The organism is Halomonas sp. B23F22_20, from assembly GCF_043496985.1.
GTDB lineage: Bacteria > Pseudomonadota > Gammaproteobacteria > Pseudomonadales > Halomonadaceae > Halomonas.
The window spans coordinates 1-16,647 of the sequence record NZ_JBIEKH010000002.1 but is presented as its reverse complement, the minus strand read 5'-3'; the positions used below and the strand labels follow the sequence as shown (position 1 = coordinate 16,647).

The following is a 16,647-nucleotide window of genomic DNA, read 5'->3' as shown; positions in this document are numbered from 1 at the left end:
TCAGTCCACCTCCGCGGTGAAGCCGTGCTCGTCGGCGCCGAGCGCGACGCGGCTTACCGGCTCGCGGCGCGCCAGGCGCTCGAGCAGCGCCCGGGACACCGGCGGCAGCAGCTCGCCGTCGATCACCGACTCGAGCATCCGCGCGCCGTTCTCGCTGCGCGTGGCGCGGGCACAGATGGCCTCGGCCAGCGTCGGCGACAGCGTCACCTCGGCCTGGCGATGGCGGTCGCGGATGCGTCCGGCCAGGGTCTCGAGCTTGGCGCCGACGATGTCGTGGAGGATCTCGCGGGACAGCGGCAGGTAGGGCACCACTTCCATGCGCGCCAGCAGCGCCGGCTTGAAGAAGTCGGCCAGCACCGGGTAGAGCGCCGCGTCCATCGCCTCGCGGTCGTCGGCGTGGCGCACGATGGCGTCATAGCCCAGGTTCGAGGTCATGAAGAACAGCACATTGCGACAGTCGATGGCGCGCCCTTCCCCATCGGCCAGCTCGCCCTTGTCGAAGGCCTGGTAGAACAGGTTGAGCACGTCCGGGTGGGCCTTCTCGACCTCGTCGAGCAGCACCACCGAGTAGGGCCGCTGGCGGATCGCCTCGGTCAACAGGCCGCCCTCGCCGAAGCCCACGTAGCCGGGCGGCGAGCCGATCAGCCGCGAGACGGTGTGCTTCTCCTGGTACTCGGACATGTTGATGGTGGTGAGGAACTGGCGGCCGCCGTAAAGGCTCTCGGCGATCTGCACCACGGTCTCGGTCTTGCCCACGCCGCTGGGGCCGACCAGCAGGAAGGCGCCCAGCGGGCGCCCGGGGCGGCGCAGGTCGGCGCGGGCGGTGAGCAAGTGGCGGTGCAGGCGCTCGATGGCCAGGTCCTGGCCCTTGATCAGCCGGCCCAGCTCCTCCGGCAGCTCGGTGAGGCGCGCCAGCTCGTCGCGGGTCATGCGCTCCACCGGCACGCCGGTCCAGTCGCCGATCACCTGGGCGATCTGGGCCTCCTCGACGCTGGCGTTGACCAGCGCGAACTCGTGCTGCAGCTCGGTGAGCCGCGCCTCGTGCTCGGCCAGCGCGGCCGTGCGCCGGGTGCGCGCCTGGTCGGCGCTCTCGCCGCCCTCGTTCTCCCCTTCTGTCTCGCCTTCTGTCTCGCCTTCTGTCTCGCCTTCTGTCTCGCCTTCTGTCTCGCCTTCTGTCTCGCCGTCGCGCGCGTCGTCTTGCGCGCCATCGAGCAGCTCGCGATGCAGGGTCAGGATGGCGTCGACGCACTCGCGCTGCTCGCGCCAGGCGGCCTCCAGCGTCTCGCGCTCTTCGTCCAGCCGGGCCAGGCGCTCGGCCAGGGCGTCGCGGTGGGCGGCGTCGGGATGGCGGCCGAGCAGCGCCTCGCGCTCGAGCTGCTCGTGCTCGCGCCGGGCGGCCAGCTGCTCGCTCATCAGGTGGCTGAGCCGGCGCGGCGGCGTGTCCAGGGCCTGGGCAAGGCGAGTACCGGCGGTGTCGAGCACGTCGATGGCCTTGTCGGGCAACTGGCGTCCGGCCAGGTAGCGGGCCGAGAGCTCGGCGGCGGCGCGCAGGCCGCTGTCGCCGATCAGCACGCCGTGGGTCGACTCGTAGACGTCGCGCAGGCCGCGCAGGATCACCAGCGCCTGCTCGACGCTCGGCTCGCCCAAGGCGACCGGCTGGAAGCGCCGCGACAGCGCCGGGTCCTTCTCGATGTGCTTCTTGTACTCGCGCCAGGTGGTGGCGCCGATGGTGCGCAGCTCGCCGCGGGCCAGCGCCGGCTTGAGCAGGTTGGCGGCATCGGCGCCGCCCTCCGGGTTGCCGGCGCCGATCAGGGTGTGGGCCTCGTCGATGAACAGCAGCGTCGGCACGGCGGCGTCCTTGACCTCCTCGATCACCGCCTTCAAGCGTTTCTCGAACTCGCCCTTGACCGAGGCCCCGGCCTGCAGGGCACCGAGGTCCAGCGACACCAGCTCCACGCCGGAAAGCGCCGCAGGGACCCGGCCCTCGACGATGCGCGCGGCCAGGCCCTCCACCACGGCGCTCTTGCCGACCCCGGCGTCGCCCACCACGATGGGATTGTTCTTGCGCCGGCGGCCGAGGATATCGAGCATCTGGTCGATCTCGGGGTCGCGGCACAGCACCGGGTCGAGCTCTCCGCGGCGGGCCTGCCCGGTCAGCGAGGTGGCGAAGCGCGCCAGCGCGCTGTCGTCGCCGGCGGTGCCCCGCGCGGGGGCCGGGCGCTCGCCCTCGGGATCGGCGGTCTCGGCGGACTCGCGGGTGAGCCGCGCGAAGTCGCGACGCAGCCGCTCGCGGTTGATGCTGGCCAGCAGCCGCTCGCCGCGCGGCCCCAGGTAGCGCCCCGCATGGTGCAACAGGGCGGTGAAGATCACCCCGGTGCGCAGCTCGCGATGCTCGAGCTCGGTGCTGGCCAGCAGCCAGGCGTCCTGCAGCAGCTCGACCAGCAGCGGCGAGAAGCTCGGCGTGGCCACCTCCAGGTCGCGGGGCGGCCGGGCGTCCTCGGTGAGCGCACGGCGCAGCGCCTCGGGCTCGATCGCTTCGGCGTCGAGCAGCACCCGCAGGTCACACAGCGGCTGGTCGAGGCCGGCCAGCAGCAGGTGGGAGACGCCCACCTCGGCGGCCTGCTGCTCGGCGCACAGCGTGGCGGCCCCTTCCAGTGCTTGGCGGGCGATGGCGTTCAGTCGGCCGATCAGTGCCGGTAGCTCTACCCTGAGCATGGTCTCTCCCTCGATATCGTAAGCAAGCGGTGGTTCGAGCCGCCCGGCGGCTAGTCGATGATGCGTTCCAGCAGCAGACCGACCTGGTCGGCCTGCTCCTCCAGCGACAGTGAGAAGCCGGCGTAGACCAGCGCCATGGCCAGCGCGAACAGCGCGAAGATGCCCCACAGCGGCAGGCCGTCGCCCTGGCGGCGACCGGCGGCGAGCACGTTGTCCAGCGGATGGGTCAGGCCCTCCTCGCCGGGTTCGTCGAGGGCCACCAGCTGGTCGCCGAGCTCGCGCAGCACCTGCTCGTACTCCTCGCGTCCATGGGGCATGACCTTGTAGCGCCCCTCGAAGCCCAGGCACAGGCACAGGTAGATGAAGGCCAGCAGGTCGCGGTAGCGGCGCGGTTCCTGGCGCAGCCTGGCGAGGATCGAGAACACCTTCTCGCCGCCCCAGGTCTCGTTGTGGAAGCGCGCCAGCAGCGAGTGTCCGGCCCACTGGCTCTGCTGGCCCCAGTCGGTGCCCATCACCGCCTCGTCGATGAACGAGCACAGCACGTAGCGGTAGGCCAGCAGGGTCGGCCGGTCGTAGCCCTGCTCGGTGAGCTCGACCTCGATGGCGGCGATCTCGTCGACCACCTGGCGGTAGAGCCGCTCGATGTCGTCGAGACGGTCGAGCTGACGGACCCGCACCACCATCCCCAGCAGCGAGCTGGCGGCATCCACCAGCGGGTTGAGGTTGTGGCCGCGCAGCCGGAACCAGTAGTCCTCATCGGCGTCCAGGTGGTTGGCGTGGCTGTGGATCAACCGCTCCAGGCCCTGGACGTCGATGCTGTCCTCGTGGCGACGAGCGTCGTCGCGGGTGGCGAGTTCGTTCATGGCTTAGCTCCTGATCGCCCAGAACTGCATTTCCAGCCCCGGGAAGTCGCCGGCGACGTGGAAGGCAAAGCCGCTGGCCCCGTTCAGCATGCTCCAGGCCTCGCTCTGGCGGTCGAGGCGGAAGTAGGTGTAGCCGGCATGGAACGGCAGCTGGCGCGGCGCCACCGGCAGCGGCTCGAGCGGGATGCCCGGGAGCTGCAGGCTGATGAGGTCGCGGATGCGCTCGACGCTGGCCACCTTGGTCTGCTGCACGAACAGCTTGCGCAGGCGCTCCGGCGGCAGGTCCGCGCGCACCGCCAGGATGAAGTCGGCGTCGTCGAGCAGGCTGCGGTCGGCCAGGGTGGCGACCTTGAGCCCGAAGCGGCGCGTCTGCAGCTGGATGGCCATGGCGCGCGGCTCGAGCACCGTGGACAGCGACTGGCGCAGGCTCTGCATCAGCGGGCGGAAGGCGGCCTCCGGCCGGTCGTGGTCATAGGCCGGAAATTCCGGCGGCAGCCGCGACTCGGCGGTGAAGGTGGTCAGCTCGCAGCAGGTCTCGAGCATGTCGGCATAGAGCCGCTCGGGATGCAGGTGGCCGAGCCGCGCCAGGTGCTGGAAGCGCGGCTGGGCGCGATTCAGCGACTGCAGCAGCATGAAGTCGGTGACGTCGGCGACCCCGGACTGGTTGGGGGTGGCCAGGCGCTGGGCCAGGTTGCGGGCCCGCTCGCGCATCAGCCCGGCCATCTCGCCGACGAAGCGCTGCAGCACCGGCGCGGCCTGGACGTTGAGCAGGGTCGGCAGGAAATCCTCGTCGAGTACCAGGCTGCCGTCCGGACGCCACTCGAGAATGCGCGCCACCGCCAGGCAGGCGTAGGCGCTGCGGTCCTCCTGTTCGAGCAGCAGCCGCGGTGCCACCCGTGCCAGGTCCAGGTCGGCCAGGTCGCCGACACGCGAGTGCAGGTCGCGCACGCCGCGCGACTCGGCGCGGTAGCGCGAGGGCAGCGAGGTGGCCTCCCAGTTCACCTCGGCCACGCCGTCGGTGGCCAGCGGCACGCCCAGGTAGACCACCTGGTTGGCCACCGAGGCGTCGTCGATCTCCAGCGCCGGCGGCTCCAGGTCGTCGTCGGGCAGCCGGAAGGGGGTGCCGTCGGGCAGCACGCCGCTGGCCTCGCTCAGGGCGATGCGCCCGAAGCTCAGGTACTCGGTGTTGAGCGTCAGGGTCAGGAAGCCGTGCAGGTAGCCGCCGACGCCGCGCAGGCGGGTGTCGACCAGCCCTTCCAGGCTGCGCCGCTGCTGCTGGAAATGCTGGGGCTTGATGAACAGCCCCTCGCTCCAGACCACGGGGTTGCGACTGGCCATCAGGTCTCCTTCCTCAGCGCGGCCTCGCGCTCCAGCAGGTGCACCAGCAGGTGGTAGTCGCGCCCGCGGGCGTCGACTTCCACCACCTTCTTCCACTGCGCCTGGTTGGGGTCGGCGTAGAAGGCGATGATGCCGATGTAACGGGTGTCTTCCTCGACCTCGAAGGGCTCGTAGAACTTGAACTGACCGGGCAGCAGGGTGAAGTCGTCATGGGCCAGGTAGTTGGTGCCGAGCGCGTCCTCGAGGTCCTTCTGCAGCTGGCGATGGTCGGCCGACATCAGCATCGAGTCGTCCTTGAGCTGCAGGATCTGGAAGCGCAGCGGCGTGCCCTCGCCCTCGACGTTGGGGTTGATGTCGGAGGCGGCCAGCATGCTCAGATCGACCCGCGACGGGCGATCCTCGGGGTAGCCCACCGGGATCGAGGGGTCCTTCATCACCTGATAGGTCTTGCCGGCGGCCTCGAAGGTGGAGGCGCAGCCGGCCAGCCCCGCCAGCAGGCCACCGAGCACCAGGCACCGCGCCAGCGACGCGGCCCCGGCCCCGGCCCCGGCCCCGGCCCACCGGGGGATCATGCGCCCTCCCGCTGCTGGCGGCGCACCGAGTGGTCGTAGGCCTGCTCGAAGACCTCCCAGAACAGCTTCTCGAAGCCCTGCTGACGACCGGAGTTGAGCTCCTGGTAGTAGTGGCGATACATCTCCCAGGCCCAGCCGCCCTCGTCCTCGCCCTGGCGACCGGCGCCGCGGTAGGCGTGGAAGCGCTTGAGCAGGGCATCCGGCGAGAAGGCGTCGAGGATCGACTTGAGGGCCGTGCCGATGGCTTCCTCCACCGCGGCCTGGTGCTGCTGCTGATGCTCGAGGCACTCCGCCACCGCCGCCGGCGCGGAGAGGTGCACCGGGCTGCGCTGGGCGGCAAACAGGGTGGTCAGGGTCTGCTCATAGGACTGGCCGAGGCGCAGCGGGTTGTCCTCGATGGGCTGCAGGCGCCGGTCGCGCAGCGGATAGCGACTGCCGTCATGGGCCTGGTGCAGCGCCAGCAGGCCGTCCACGGCGGCCTTGAGGGTGCGGCCCGCCTCCTCGAGGAAGGCGTGCTGCTCGGCGCTGTCGCGAAAGCGCAGCTCGCCCCCCAGGGTCTGCAGCAGCGGCGAGGCGCCGATATGGCCGACCTCCCCTGTCGCCGGCTCCTGCCAGCGCTCCTCGAGCTGCTCGCCGACCGAGCGTTCCAGATCGTTCAACAGGCGTTCGTCCATGTCAGGGTCCTCGTAGCGTCGGTTCCTCGGCGCGGCCGGCGCATCGGCGGTCGCGCCCTGCCCTTCCAGGGCATCGAGCAGTGGGTGATGATCGTCGTCGCCGGCGATGGTCTCGTCGCTCAGCGCGGCCATCGGGTCCTGGTGGCGCTGGGCCGGCGACGCCTCGCCCAGCGCCTCCAACGGATCGTGCTGGGCCCGCGGGGCCCCGGCGGGCAGGATCTCGGTCGCTTCCAGCGTCTCGTGTTCCTCGTCGACCAGGGTGGCCAGCGGCTGCACGCCGGTGGCGTCGGCCTGCAGGTCGCCAAGATGCACCCGCAGCCGATACTCGCCCACGCGCAGCTCGTCGCCATCGCGCAGCGCCACCCGGCGACCGCGGCCGACGGGCAGGGTCGCGTAGTTGACGAAGGTCTGGCCGCTGCGATCGATCAGGCAGAAGTGCCCGTCGATGCGCTTAAGCTCGGCGTGACCGGGGCGCACCCGGCCGGCATGGTCCTGCAGCAGCCAGTCGTCGACCGCCGCGCTGCCCAGGGTGCCGCCCGCCGCCGGAAAGACGTGGCTGCTGGTGGAACGGCCCTCGAGCCGTTCACTGTTGGTGACCACCAGGGTGATGGCCTGCTGCTGGGAGAGCGTCGCGTTCATGGATTCACCGTGTCATCTGAATGCGTACCCGGCGGCGCCGGGCCGCCGCGTCAGCCTCGGGCTTGACGAAGGTGGTCCAGCCCAGCTGGCAGCTGCCCCCTTCGCCCAGGCGCATGGGTCTCACTTCGCGTTCCAGGAGCTCGAGCTCCAGGTCGTAGGCCAGGGGCTCGCGCAGCACGAATTCCATCAGGGTGCGCAGCGCCTGGTGGTCGCGGCCGTCGGGCAGGAAGTCGCGGAAGCGGGCCAGGTCCAGGCCGCGCAGGCAGAGCGCGAACTTGCCGCTGATGTCGTCGACCCGGCTGCCGGCAACCATGTCCTGCCCCAGGGTCGAGGCGCCCAGGCCGGTACGGGTGCGCTGGTCCGGCGGGATCTCGACCCGCCGATGCACCCAGGACTCGATCTCGACCCCGTCGAGGTCGAAGCAGTGGCCGACGATGCCCGCCACCACGTCCGGCGAGCGCGAGCGACCGGCCAGCAGGCCGGCGTAGGCCAGCATCTTGCTCCAGTTGATCGGCGTCTCGCCGCGCAGGCGCTCGTCGGCCAGGCCCACCAGGGCGAAGATCGCGGACGAGAAGCCGTCCTCGGCCCCGTCCTGGTAGCGCACGTGATGGCGGTACTTGCGCCAGCCGCGATGCAGCAGCGACAGCACCCGATGGTTGAAGAGGTTCAGGAAGTCGCCGGCCGCCCCTTCGCGATGGGCCTCGGCGTGGGCCATGGCCTCCAGGTAATAGCCCGGCAGCGGCGACTGGGCGCCCTGCAGCCCCAGGAAGCTGACGCGCATCGCGTAACGCCCGTCATCGCGGGGCGCCAGGGCCAGGATGTCGCTGCCCGGAAAGCCCAGCGAGGCCGAAGCCTCGAAGCGCACGCGCTCGGCGGTCGGGTCGGCCTCGCGATCGCCCTCGAGGTCATCGCCATGGTGCCGGTGAAGCAGCTCCACCAGCTGGTAGAAGTCGTAGCGTCGAGCCCTGTCGACCAGGGGAGCGAGCGCTACATCAGGGGCTGCTGGCCCGGCTGCAAGGTCCATGCGTAGCGCTCGCGGTTATGGAGGTTGGTGACGTGCAACTCGTGGAAGGAGTTGATGCTGGCGTACAGCGAGAAGAACCGGGACAGCACGCTGGCGAACAGGAACAGGCTGCCCTCGTCGCCGAACGCTTCCTGGTCCAGGGTCATCTCGGAGCGCAGCCCGCGTACCGGCAGGCCGCGATGCAGCCGGTCCACCGGCTGGGTCTGGATATCGACGATGCCGGCCAGGCGCTTCTGGGCGATGCGCTCGGCCTGGCGGTCGACCAGCGCGCGGAAGTCGTAGACCCGCAGCACCGAACACAGGGCGTCGCGGTCGAGCAGCGACAGGTAGTTCAGCGACAGGTTGGAGATCAGCGTCCACAGTAGGCTGCCGTCCAGGGTCGGCCGCATGGCCGGCGTCGGCCGGGTGATGTTGCGAAACTCGGCGAAGGCCGGGCTGTCCTGGGTGGGCACGCAGATGTCACCCACGGTCAGCCGCTCGGGCAGCTCGCGATTGCTGCAGGTCAGGCGCAGCGAGATGGTCTCGCGCAGCCCCAGGCAGGCCTGTTCGTCGCCGCGCACGAAGCCGATGTCATGGTCGAAGCCGTCGCCGCGCAGGCTGTCGCGGACCCGTACCCGGTAGTAGCGGGCCTCGCGCCCCTGGTCACGCTCGATCTGGTGCTCGAAGCTCTCGAAGGGCACGTAGCGGCGCGGCTCGCCGCGGATGCGCCCGCTTTCGCTCTCCAGCCAACCCTCCACGCCATCGACGCTGAACACCTCAAAGTGGGCCGGAAAGCGGCTGCTGGGGCGAATGCGGTACTCGCTGCGCTCGCCGCTGAGGTCCACCGGGTCGGCATCGTGGGCGAAGAGGTTGATCGCCGGGGTGCAGTACAGCGCCAGGCTCTCGTCGCCGATCCGGGCATCCGCCGGCAGGGTACGCGAGAACGTGAAGCGCAGCGTCACCCGCTCGGCCAGCCGCGACGGCAGGAAGTCGCCGAGCCGCTGCAGGTCGAAGAACTGGAAGGCCTCGGGGAAGCACAGGTATTCCTGCAGGATGCGGTAGCCCTGGTAGACGTTGCGCGGGTACGGCAGCAGGGCGTCCTCGGCGGCGAACCCCACCGGCGCCAGCAGCCGGGTGGGCAGCGCCACGCGCTGGCCGTCGACCTCCAGCTCGAGCCCGGCCAGGTAGTGGCTCAGCCATAGGTAGAGGGTGCGGGCCGTGTAGCCGCTGCCGCCCAGGTGCAGGCGCAGGTCACCCACGCCCAGGGCGTCCAGGGGCTGGTCGCTGTGTACCGCCAGGTCCAGTTCCACCACCGATGACTCACGGGAGTGATGGGCCGAGACCCCGTCGTGGGCCAGCGGGTAGAGCGCCAGCTCATGGCAGGTACGAAACTCGCAGGCCGTGCCCTCCACCTCGCGGCTGGCCAGGGTGGTGCCGCGCGGCACCGCCTGGCTCCCGCTCAGGCCGTGCCAGTGCGGGGTGAACTGCACCACCGTCATGCTCGGCACCGGGCGCAGGTAGTTGGGCCACAGCATGCCGATCAGCGAGTGGGTCAGCTCGGGGAACTCGTCGTCGACCTTCTCGCGCAGCCGTCCGGACAGGAAGGCGAAGCCCTCGAGCAGGCGTTCGACGTCGGGGTCGGTGCTCTGCTCGGACAGGAAGCGGCTGAGCCCGGGATTGCCCTCGGCAAATTCCCGGCCCTGACGCTTCAGGAAGTCCAGTTCGTCCCGGTAGTAGCGGTTCAACATGTCGGCCTCAGTTCAGGCACTGGTAGCGCTTGTCGTTGAGCAGCAGATCGATGGTGGTCTGGGTCGAGTCGCGCCCCAGGTCCAGGGTGGCCTGGACCTGGAAGCGCAGCTGCAGCGGCGTGTCCTCGTTGGGCATCGCCTCGACCTCGACGCGACTCACCCGCGGCTCGAAGCGTTCGATGCACTCGCGGATGGCACGCTCGACCTTGAGCTCGAGGTCAAGCACCCCGAGCGTGGCGTCGTTGAAGTCGAGGAGCCCCAGCGCCGGAGCACATTCGCTGTGCCCGGGGTGGCTGTTGAGCAGGTCGACCAGATGACGCTTGATGGAGGTCAGGGTGGCCTCGACCGCCTCATCGTCGGTCGGCACGGGCCGTGCCGGCGACGACAGGCGTTCGAACAGCCGGGCCCCGAGCGGTCCGCTTCGATCCCTGAAGGCGGTCATGGGCTCAGTCCTTGTCGAGGCGTCCCACCAGCGACAGCTCGAAGTTGGCGCCCATGTACTTGAAGTGCGGACGCACCGCCAGCGACACCTGATACCAGCCCGGGTCGCCCTCGACGTCGGAGACCTGCACCGAGGCGGCGCGCAGCGGACGACGGCTGCGCACGTCGGCCGGCGGGTTCTCCTGGTCAGCGACGTACTGGCGAATCCAGGTGTTGAGCTCGCGCTCGAGATCCTGGCGCTCCTTCCAGGAGCCGATCTGTTCGCGCTGCAGCACCTTGATGTAGTGGGCCAGGCGATTGACGATGAACATGTAGGGCAGCTGGGTGCCGAGCTTGTAGTTGGTCTCGGCCTCGCGCCCTTCGGGAGTGTTGGGGAAGGACTTGGGCTTCTGCACCGAGTTGGCGGAAAAGAAGGCGGCGTTGTCGCTGCCCTTGCGCATGGTCAGCGAGATGAAGCCCTCCTCGGCCATCTCGAATTCCCGCCGGTCGGTGATCAGCACCTCGGTAGGAATCTTGCTCTGCAGCTGGCCCAGCGCCTCGTAGGTGTGCACCGGCAGGTTCTCCACCGCCCCGCCGCTCTGCGGGCCGATGATGTTCGGGCACCAGCGATACTTGGCGAAGCTGTCGTTCAGGCGCTCGGCGAGCAGGTAGGCGGTGTTGCCCCACAGGTAGTGGTCGTGGCTCTCGCTGACCGATTCCTCGTAGTGGAAGGACTTGACCGGGTTCTCCACCGGATCGTAGGGCATGCGCAGCAGGAAGCGCGGCGCGGTGAGCCCCAGGTAGCGGGCATCCTCGGATTCGCGCAGGCTGCGCCAGCGGGCATACTTGGGCCCCTCGAAGATCGCCTTGAAGTCCTTGATGTTGGGCAGCTCCTCGAAGCTGTCGATGCCGAAGAAGCTCGGCGCCACCGAGGACAGGAAGGGGGCGTGCGACATGGCACCCACCGAGGCGGTGTACTGCAGCAGCTTGATGTCCGGCGTCGAAGGGGTGAAATCGTAGTGGCCGATCATCGCCGCCACCGGCTCGCCGCCGAACTGGCCATACTCGGCCGCATAAACGTGCTGGTAGAGCCCGCTCTGGCTGATCTCGGGGGCGAACTCGAAGTCATCGAGCAGCTCTTCCTTGGTGGCGTGCAGCACGTTGAGCTTGATGTTCTCGCGGAAATCGGTGCGGTCGACCAGCAGCTTGAGGCCGCGCCAGGCCGATTCCAGATGCTGGAACTGCTGGTCATGCAGGATCTCGTCGACCTGGTGGCCGATCTTGCGATCGAGTTCGACGATCATGCGGTCAACGACCGACTTGTTGACCTGCTGCTGGCCGTCGTCGCTCTTGAGCAGCTCACCGATGAAGGCGGCGACGCCCTGCTTGGCGACGTCGTAGCCCTCATCGGCCGGGGCCATGCGGGTCTGGGCCATCACCTGGTCGAGCAGGGAAACGTCCTCGGTCTCGGTGTTCTTGGCGGACTGGGCCTGAGTCTGGGTAGATTCGGTCATGGTACGTGCCTCGCTTCCGTGCGTGGAAATCAGGAATCGCTGGCGGGAGATTCGCCGTCGAGCAGCTCGAGCTCGCTCAACAGCTGATCCCGGGCTTCCGGGTTCTCGATCAGGGCCTGAAGGCGTTCGCGAAACGCCGGCACGTTGCCGAGCGGCCCCTTGAGCGCGACCAGCGCCTCGCGCAGCTCGACCAGCTTGCGCAGCTCTGGCACCTGACGCGCCACGCTGTCCGGTGCGAAGTCCTGCAGGGAGTTGAACTCGAGCTCGACGCCCAGTTCGCGGCCCTCTGCCTCGGCGCCTTCCTCGAGACGATTCGGCACGCTTGCCTGCAATCCCAGGCCAGCCTCGCGCATCACGGACTGGAAGTTGTTCTTGTCCACCGAGACCGCTTCGCGCTCCTCGATGGGCGTCTCCTCGCCCCCGCCCTTGAAATCGCCGACCACCAGCAGCTTCTGGGGCAGCTCGGTCTCGGCCTGTTGATCACCGGTAGCGGGAACGTACTTGATGTTGATGCGCTCTTTGGGCGCAACGGAGCCTTCCTTGGACATGGCGAACCTCTCCCTGCGAATGACGACTCGAACTCGTATGGAGCACGACGAACCACTTCCGAGTCCAAGCGAAGCAAATCGCATGAAACGAACGTGGTTAGCCAGCTGAATTCGGCGGCGAGTGGAATGCTTGAACCATCGACCGGCCTGTGAAAGTGCGTGACGCTAACACCCAACCAAAGACCACCGCAGCCTGACGCCAGATGGCGACAGGTGATATCACAAAGAGTTACAAAGAAACTTATTCGGGAAATATCCTCTAAAAAGCCACGATCTATCGTCAATTTCGTACAAGGCGATGCATGAGCGTACACAGATGCCATATGTGTAAGATTTTTCTTACATCAAGGGCCTGTGATCACGCACATTGCTCATCGAACGAATAGGACACAAGACAGAAAATGAGAATCACTTTTTTCGAGAGGATGCTACCGGCTACATTCCAGGACGGAGTGCTTGGGCAGGCGCTGCAATATGTCCGCTCCAGTTGAGCCATCCCACATGAAGTGCGGGGCCGGTGAGGAGCACACCCGACATTCGCGGTAGCAGGTTGCGCGAATGCGTCTTCAGCGCAAGGCAGCAGCGGCATGCATCAGCGCTCACTCATCAGGAAGTCGCCAACGCTGACATATGCCGCCGCCAGGGCCTCGGCCCTGGCGGCGAAGACGGTGCCCGCCAACGCGAGCATGGGCGGGAACACCGCCAAGGCGCGAGGCGATCAGGCCTCGATCGGGGCGCGCCAGTCGTCGGAGCCGGAGGTGCCGGCGACGGTGTGTTCCCAGTCGATCTTGCGGTAGGCCAGGGACACGTCCATCAGCTGGGTGAATTCAGCGCTGTTGGAATCCTGAGCGTGGGGCATGCGCAGGTTGATGTCGACGATGGTGGCGTCGGTCAGCGAGGTGGTGAAGAAGTGCTCCTGCTTGCCCTCCACGGAGGTGCGATACCACTTCAGCTCGACGTTGGGCAGCATCTCGCCGGAGGCCAGGGCGTTGTACATCAGCGGCACGGCCTTGTTCAGGGCCACGGTGAAGATGAACGGCTTGTGGGCGCGCTGGCCGGCGGGCTGGCCGGACTGCGGGTCGGTCGGCACGGTGACGATGTGCTTGAACTCCTGCACCAGCATCTCGTCCTCGTGGCCCTCGACGTAGATGTTGCCGACGGACTCGGGGGTGAAGGCTCCGGCGGTGATGTTGCCCTGGGTCTGGCCTTCGATGCTGATATAACACGGCGTGGGCATGGGTCTGCTCCTTGACGTTGAATGATAATGTCCGATGGACACCCTAAAAGGAGCACGCCCTGTGCCAATAAACACATTTCATTTAAAAATCAATAAATTGCAAAAATACTCACTACAATGATTAAGTTGGTTTAGGCAAGATCTTGCCCAGATCGAGCAAAAAGTTGCCCAGCGGGCAAAAAGTTGCCCGCTCCTCTCAGGCCCTTGGCGTGGCGAAAGCCATCACCTCGGCCACGCCAGCCTTTGCCAATGCCAATTGAATCAGGCGGTCGAGGCCCAGGGCCACGCCGCTGCCTGCCGGCATGCCGGCCTCGAGAGCAGCCAGCAGACGCTCATCCACATCCACCTCGGGAATGCCGGCCATGCGGCGGGCGGCATTGTCCTCTTCGAAGCGAGTGCGCTGTTCCTCGGCGTCGGTGAGCTCGTCGTAGCCGTTGGCGAGCTCGATACCGTCCCGGTAGACCTCGAAGCGCGAGGCCACCCACTCGCCGTCTTCCGGGTCACGATGGCGGCGGGCCAGCGCCGCCTGGCTGGCGGGATAGTCCACCACCACGTCGATGCTGTCCCGGCCCAGATGTGGCTCGATGGAAAGACTGATCAGCAGATCGAGGCAGTCGTCGCGGGTGGCCTCCGCCATGCCGAGCCCACCGGTCTCGGCGGCCAGGCGGCGCAGCGCATCCAGCGGCTCACGAAAGGGGTCTAGCGCGAGATGCTCGCGGAACAGCTCACGATAGCGGCGGCGGCGCAGCGGCCCGGGGTCGGATGGCAGCACTCGGCGAATCAGCGCCTCGGTCTCGGCGATCAGGCCGTCCAGATCGAGGCCCGGGCGGTACCACTCCAGCATGCTGAACTCGAGGTTGTGTCGCCCGCCTACCTCCCCGTCGCGGAAGCTGCGGGCGATCTGGAAGATCGCCCCGCTGCCGGCGGCCAGCAGCCGCTTCATGTGAAATTCCGGCGAGGTCTGCAGCCACAGCCGCTCGCGGCCAGAAGGCGTCACCGCCTCGCATGACAGCGACGCCAGGTGCAGGTCGGTGCTGCCGCCGTGACCGAGCACCGGCGTCTCCACCTCCCACACCCCGCGTTCGGCGAAGAAGGCGCGCACCTTGGCCAGCAGCCGCGCCCGCTCGCGTAACGTCGCGATCTCGGCCGAGGGCCGCCAATCAACCATCATCGATACATCTCCTGAGACAACAAAGGCCACACCCGAGAGAGTGTGGCCATCGGAGCCGTAAGCTGGAAGCTGGAAGCTGGAAGCTGGAAGCTGGAAGCTGGAAAACAGCTTGCCACCCAACCCTGGCGCCAAGGTTTTTCCTCCCGCTTCAAGCTCCCGGCGAAGCCGGGTCGGGTTGTCTTCCAACTTCCAGGCGCGAAGCGCCGCTCTTCCAGCTTCAACCTCCGGGCAAAGCCCGGCTCAGGCGCGAGAGACGTACTCACCCGTACGCGTATCGACCTTCAGCACTTCGCCCTGGTTGATGAACAGCGGCACGCGCACCACGGCACCTGAGGACAGGGTCGCCGGCTTGGAGCCGCCCTGGGCGGTGTCGCCCTTGAGGCCGGGGTCGGTCTCGGTCACTTCCAGTTCGATGAAGTTCGGCGGGTTAACGGCGATGGCGTTGTCGTTCCACAGGGTCACGGTGTAGACGACCTGCTCCTTGAGCCACTTGTCGGTATCGCCCAGGGCCTTCTTCTCCACGGCGTACTGCTCGAAGGAGCCGTCGGTCTTCATGAAGTGCCACATGTCGCCGTCGGTGTAGAGGTACTCCATGTCCAGCTCGAGAACATCGGCGCCTTCCAGGGACTCGCCGGACTTGAAGGTCCGCTCCCAGACGCGGCCGGTCATCAGGTTGCGCAGCTTGACGCGGTTGAAGGCCTGGCCCTTGCCCGGCTTGACGTAGTCGTTCTCGAGGATGGCGCAGGGGTCACCATCCAGCATGACCTTCAGACCGCCCTTGAATTCGTTGGTAGAATAGTTCGCCATGATGATCGTTCCATATTCCAGCGCGCCGACGGCCGATGCCGCGGGCGCGAGCAAGCAAATGACAGTGGCCGAGGGGCTATCCCTCGCTCGCCTCGAAGTGTGCCCCGCATGATAACCCGAAGCCCGATTCCTTTGCAGTGCCACCCCGCCGAGCCCGCTCCCGGCGCCTGGCAGGCCCAGTTGGCCGGCGCTATCCGCGACCCGCACGAACTCTGCCGCCGCCTCGGCCTCGCTCCCGAATGGGTGCCCGGCGCCGAGACCGGCCATACGCTGTTCGAGGTGCGCGTACCCGAGGCCTACCTGGCCCGCATCCGCGCCGGCGACCCACACGACCCGCTGCTGCGTCAGGTGCTGCCGCTCGGCGAGGAGGGCGAGGCCACGCCCGGCTACGTGGCCGACCCCCTCGAGGAAGCCGACCACACGCCCCGTCGCGGGCTGATCCACAAGTACGCCGGCCGGGTCCTGCTGATCGCAAGCCCCGCCTGCGCGGTGAACTGCCGCTACTGCTTCCGTCGCCATTTCCCTTACGAGGAGAACGCACCTTCGCGGGCGCAGTGGGAAGAGACGCTGGCCTACCTGCGCGATGACGCTTCCATCGTTGAAGCGATTCTCTCCGGCGGCGATCCCCTGGCGGCCAGCGACCGGCAACTGGCCTGGCTGGTCGAGCGCCTGGCGGCCATCCCGCACCTCAAGCGGCTGCGGATACACACCCGGCTGCCCGTAGTGATCCCCGACCGCATCGATGGCGCCCTGCTCGACTGGCTGGGCGGCACGCGGCTTCAGAAGGTCATGGTGCTGCACATCAACCACGCCCAGGAGATCGACGAGGCCGTGGTCGAGGCCTGTCGTCGGCTGCAGGCGACGGGAGTGACGCTGCTCAACCAGAGCGTGCTGCTGCGCGGCGTCAACGATAACGTCGAGTCGCTGGCCGCGCTCTCCGAGCGGCTGTTCGAGGCCGGCATCCTGCCCTATTACCTGCACGTGCTCGACCCGGTGGAAGGCGCCGCCCACTTCAACGTGGCCGACGACACGGCCCGCGCGCTGGTCACCAAGCTCAGGACACGGCTGCCCGGTTTTTTGATGCCGACCCTGGTGCGCGAGGTGCCGGGCGAGACCAGCAAGACGCCGCTCTGAAGAGGGAAGAGGGAAGAGGGAAGAGGGAAGAGGGAAGCCTGAAGTGACCCTGAAAAAGTAGACACCTCGATCAGGCTGCGGCTTCAAACGCCTCGGGCGACAACCCGCCCAAGGCACCATGAAGCCGCACCTTGTCGTAATACTCTTCGATATAATATTCCGCCTCGGCCTGCAGGTCGGTGCGACTCTGCTTCTCCAAACGACGGAGCCACTCTTCCTTCAACTGGGCAAAGAAGCTCTCGGAGCAGGCATTATCCCAACAAT

At 67.8% G+C, this 16,647-nt stretch carries 15 protein-coding genes; 1 reads left to right on the top strand and 14 read right to left on the bottom strand.

What is annotated here, in order from left to right:
- From tssH to efp, 13 genes are all read right to left on the bottom strand, one after another.
- Nucleotides 1-2,715, bottom strand: coding sequence for a type VI secretion system ATPase TssH (gene tssH / locus ACGTN6_RS01385; protein WP_394589438.1), 2,715 nt, complete (start codon nucleotides 2,713-2,715; stop codon nucleotides 1-3).
- Between the two features lie 50 nt (nucleotides 2,716-2,765).
- Nucleotides 2,766-3,578, bottom strand: a complete 813-nt coding sequence (gene icmH, locus ACGTN6_RS01380) for a type IVB secretion system protein IcmH/DotU (protein ID WP_394589437.1) — start codon at nucleotides 3,576-3,578, stop codon at nucleotides 2,766-2,768.
- 3 nt (nucleotides 3,579-3,581) lie between these two features.
- A complete protein-coding gene (tssK, locus tag ACGTN6_RS01375; protein WP_394589436.1) occupies nucleotides 3,582-4,916 on the bottom strand; it encodes a type VI secretion system baseplate subunit TssK in 1,335 nt (444 codons plus the stop codon).
- Nucleotides 4,916-5,488, bottom strand: a complete 573-nt coding sequence (gene tssJ / locus ACGTN6_RS01370) for a type VI secretion system lipoprotein TssJ (RefSeq protein WP_394589435.1) — start codon at nucleotides 5,486-5,488, stop codon at nucleotides 4,916-4,918. Before tssJ ends, tssK begins: the two co-directional genes overlap by 1 nt.
- On the bottom strand, nucleotides 5,485-6,801 hold the full coding sequence (gene tagH / locus ACGTN6_RS01365; protein WP_394589434.1) for a type VI secretion system-associated FHA domain protein TagH: 1,317 nt from the start codon (nucleotides 6,799-6,801) through the stop codon (nucleotides 5,485-5,487). Before tagH ends, tssJ begins: the two co-directional genes overlap by 4 nt.
- Before the next feature lie 4 nt (nucleotides 6,802-6,805).
- Nucleotides 6,806-7,825, bottom strand: coding sequence for a type VI secretion system baseplate subunit TssG (gene tssG, locus ACGTN6_RS01360; RefSeq protein WP_183388939.1), 1,020 nt, complete (start codon nucleotides 7,823-7,825; stop codon nucleotides 6,806-6,808).
- Nucleotides 7,789-9,552, bottom strand: a complete 1,764-nt coding sequence (tssF, locus tag ACGTN6_RS01355) for a type VI secretion system baseplate subunit TssF (RefSeq protein ID WP_394589433.1) — start codon at nucleotides 9,550-9,552, stop codon at nucleotides 7,789-7,791. Before tssF ends, tssG begins: the two co-directional genes overlap by 37 nt.
- A 7-nt stretch (nucleotides 9,553-9,559) precedes the next feature.
- Entirely contained in the window at nucleotides 9,560-9,994 is a 435-nt protein-coding gene (gene tssE / locus ACGTN6_RS01350) for a type VI secretion system baseplate subunit TssE (protein WP_183388937.1), read from the bottom strand.
- 4 nt (nucleotides 9,995-9,998) lie between these two features.
- The gene (gene tssC, locus ACGTN6_RS01345; protein ID WP_394589432.1) at nucleotides 9,999-11,486 is read right to left on the bottom strand and encodes a type VI secretion system contractile sheath large subunit; all 1,488 of its coding nucleotides are present in this window, start codon (nucleotides 11,484-11,486) and stop codon (nucleotides 9,999-10,001) included.
- A gap of 29 nt (nucleotides 11,487-11,515) precedes the next feature.
- Nucleotides 11,516-12,034, bottom strand: coding sequence for a type VI secretion system contractile sheath small subunit (gene tssB, locus ACGTN6_RS01340; protein WP_183388935.1), 519 nt, complete (start codon nucleotides 12,032-12,034; stop codon nucleotides 11,516-11,518).
- A 718-nt stretch (nucleotides 12,035-12,752) separates the two neighbouring features.
- Nucleotides 12,753-13,271, bottom strand: a complete 519-nt coding sequence (locus ACGTN6_RS01335; RefSeq protein WP_379812983.1) for an Hcp family type VI secretion system effector — start codon at nucleotides 13,269-13,271, stop codon at nucleotides 12,753-12,755.
- A gap of 196 nt (nucleotides 13,272-13,467) precedes the next feature.
- Nucleotides 13,468-14,442: an EF-P lysine aminoacylase EpmA gene (epmA, locus tag ACGTN6_RS01330; RefSeq protein ID WP_394589431.1), complete on the bottom strand. Its 975-nt coding sequence runs from the start codon at nucleotides 14,440-14,442 to the stop codon at nucleotides 13,468-13,470.
- A gap of 240 nt (nucleotides 14,443-14,682) precedes the next feature.
- The gene (gene efp, locus ACGTN6_RS01325; RefSeq protein ID WP_183388932.1) at nucleotides 14,683-15,249 is read right to left on the bottom strand and encodes an elongation factor P; all 567 of its coding nucleotides are present in this window, start codon (nucleotides 15,247-15,249) and stop codon (nucleotides 14,683-14,685) included.
- Nucleotides 15,250-15,357: 108 nt separating this feature from the next.
- Between efp and epmB the strand changes: the two genes are divergently transcribed.
- Entirely contained in the window at nucleotides 15,358-16,383 is a 1,026-nt protein-coding gene (gene epmB, locus ACGTN6_RS01320; protein ID WP_394589430.1) for an EF-P beta-lysylation protein EpmB, read from the top strand.
- A gap of 70 nt (nucleotides 16,384-16,453) precedes the next feature.
- Here the strand turns inward: epmB and ACGTN6_RS01315 are convergent.
- Nucleotides 16,454-16,647 (bottom strand): integrase core domain-containing protein (locus ACGTN6_RS01315; protein ID WP_394589429.1); only part of this gene is annotated, 194 nt, incomplete at its 5' end.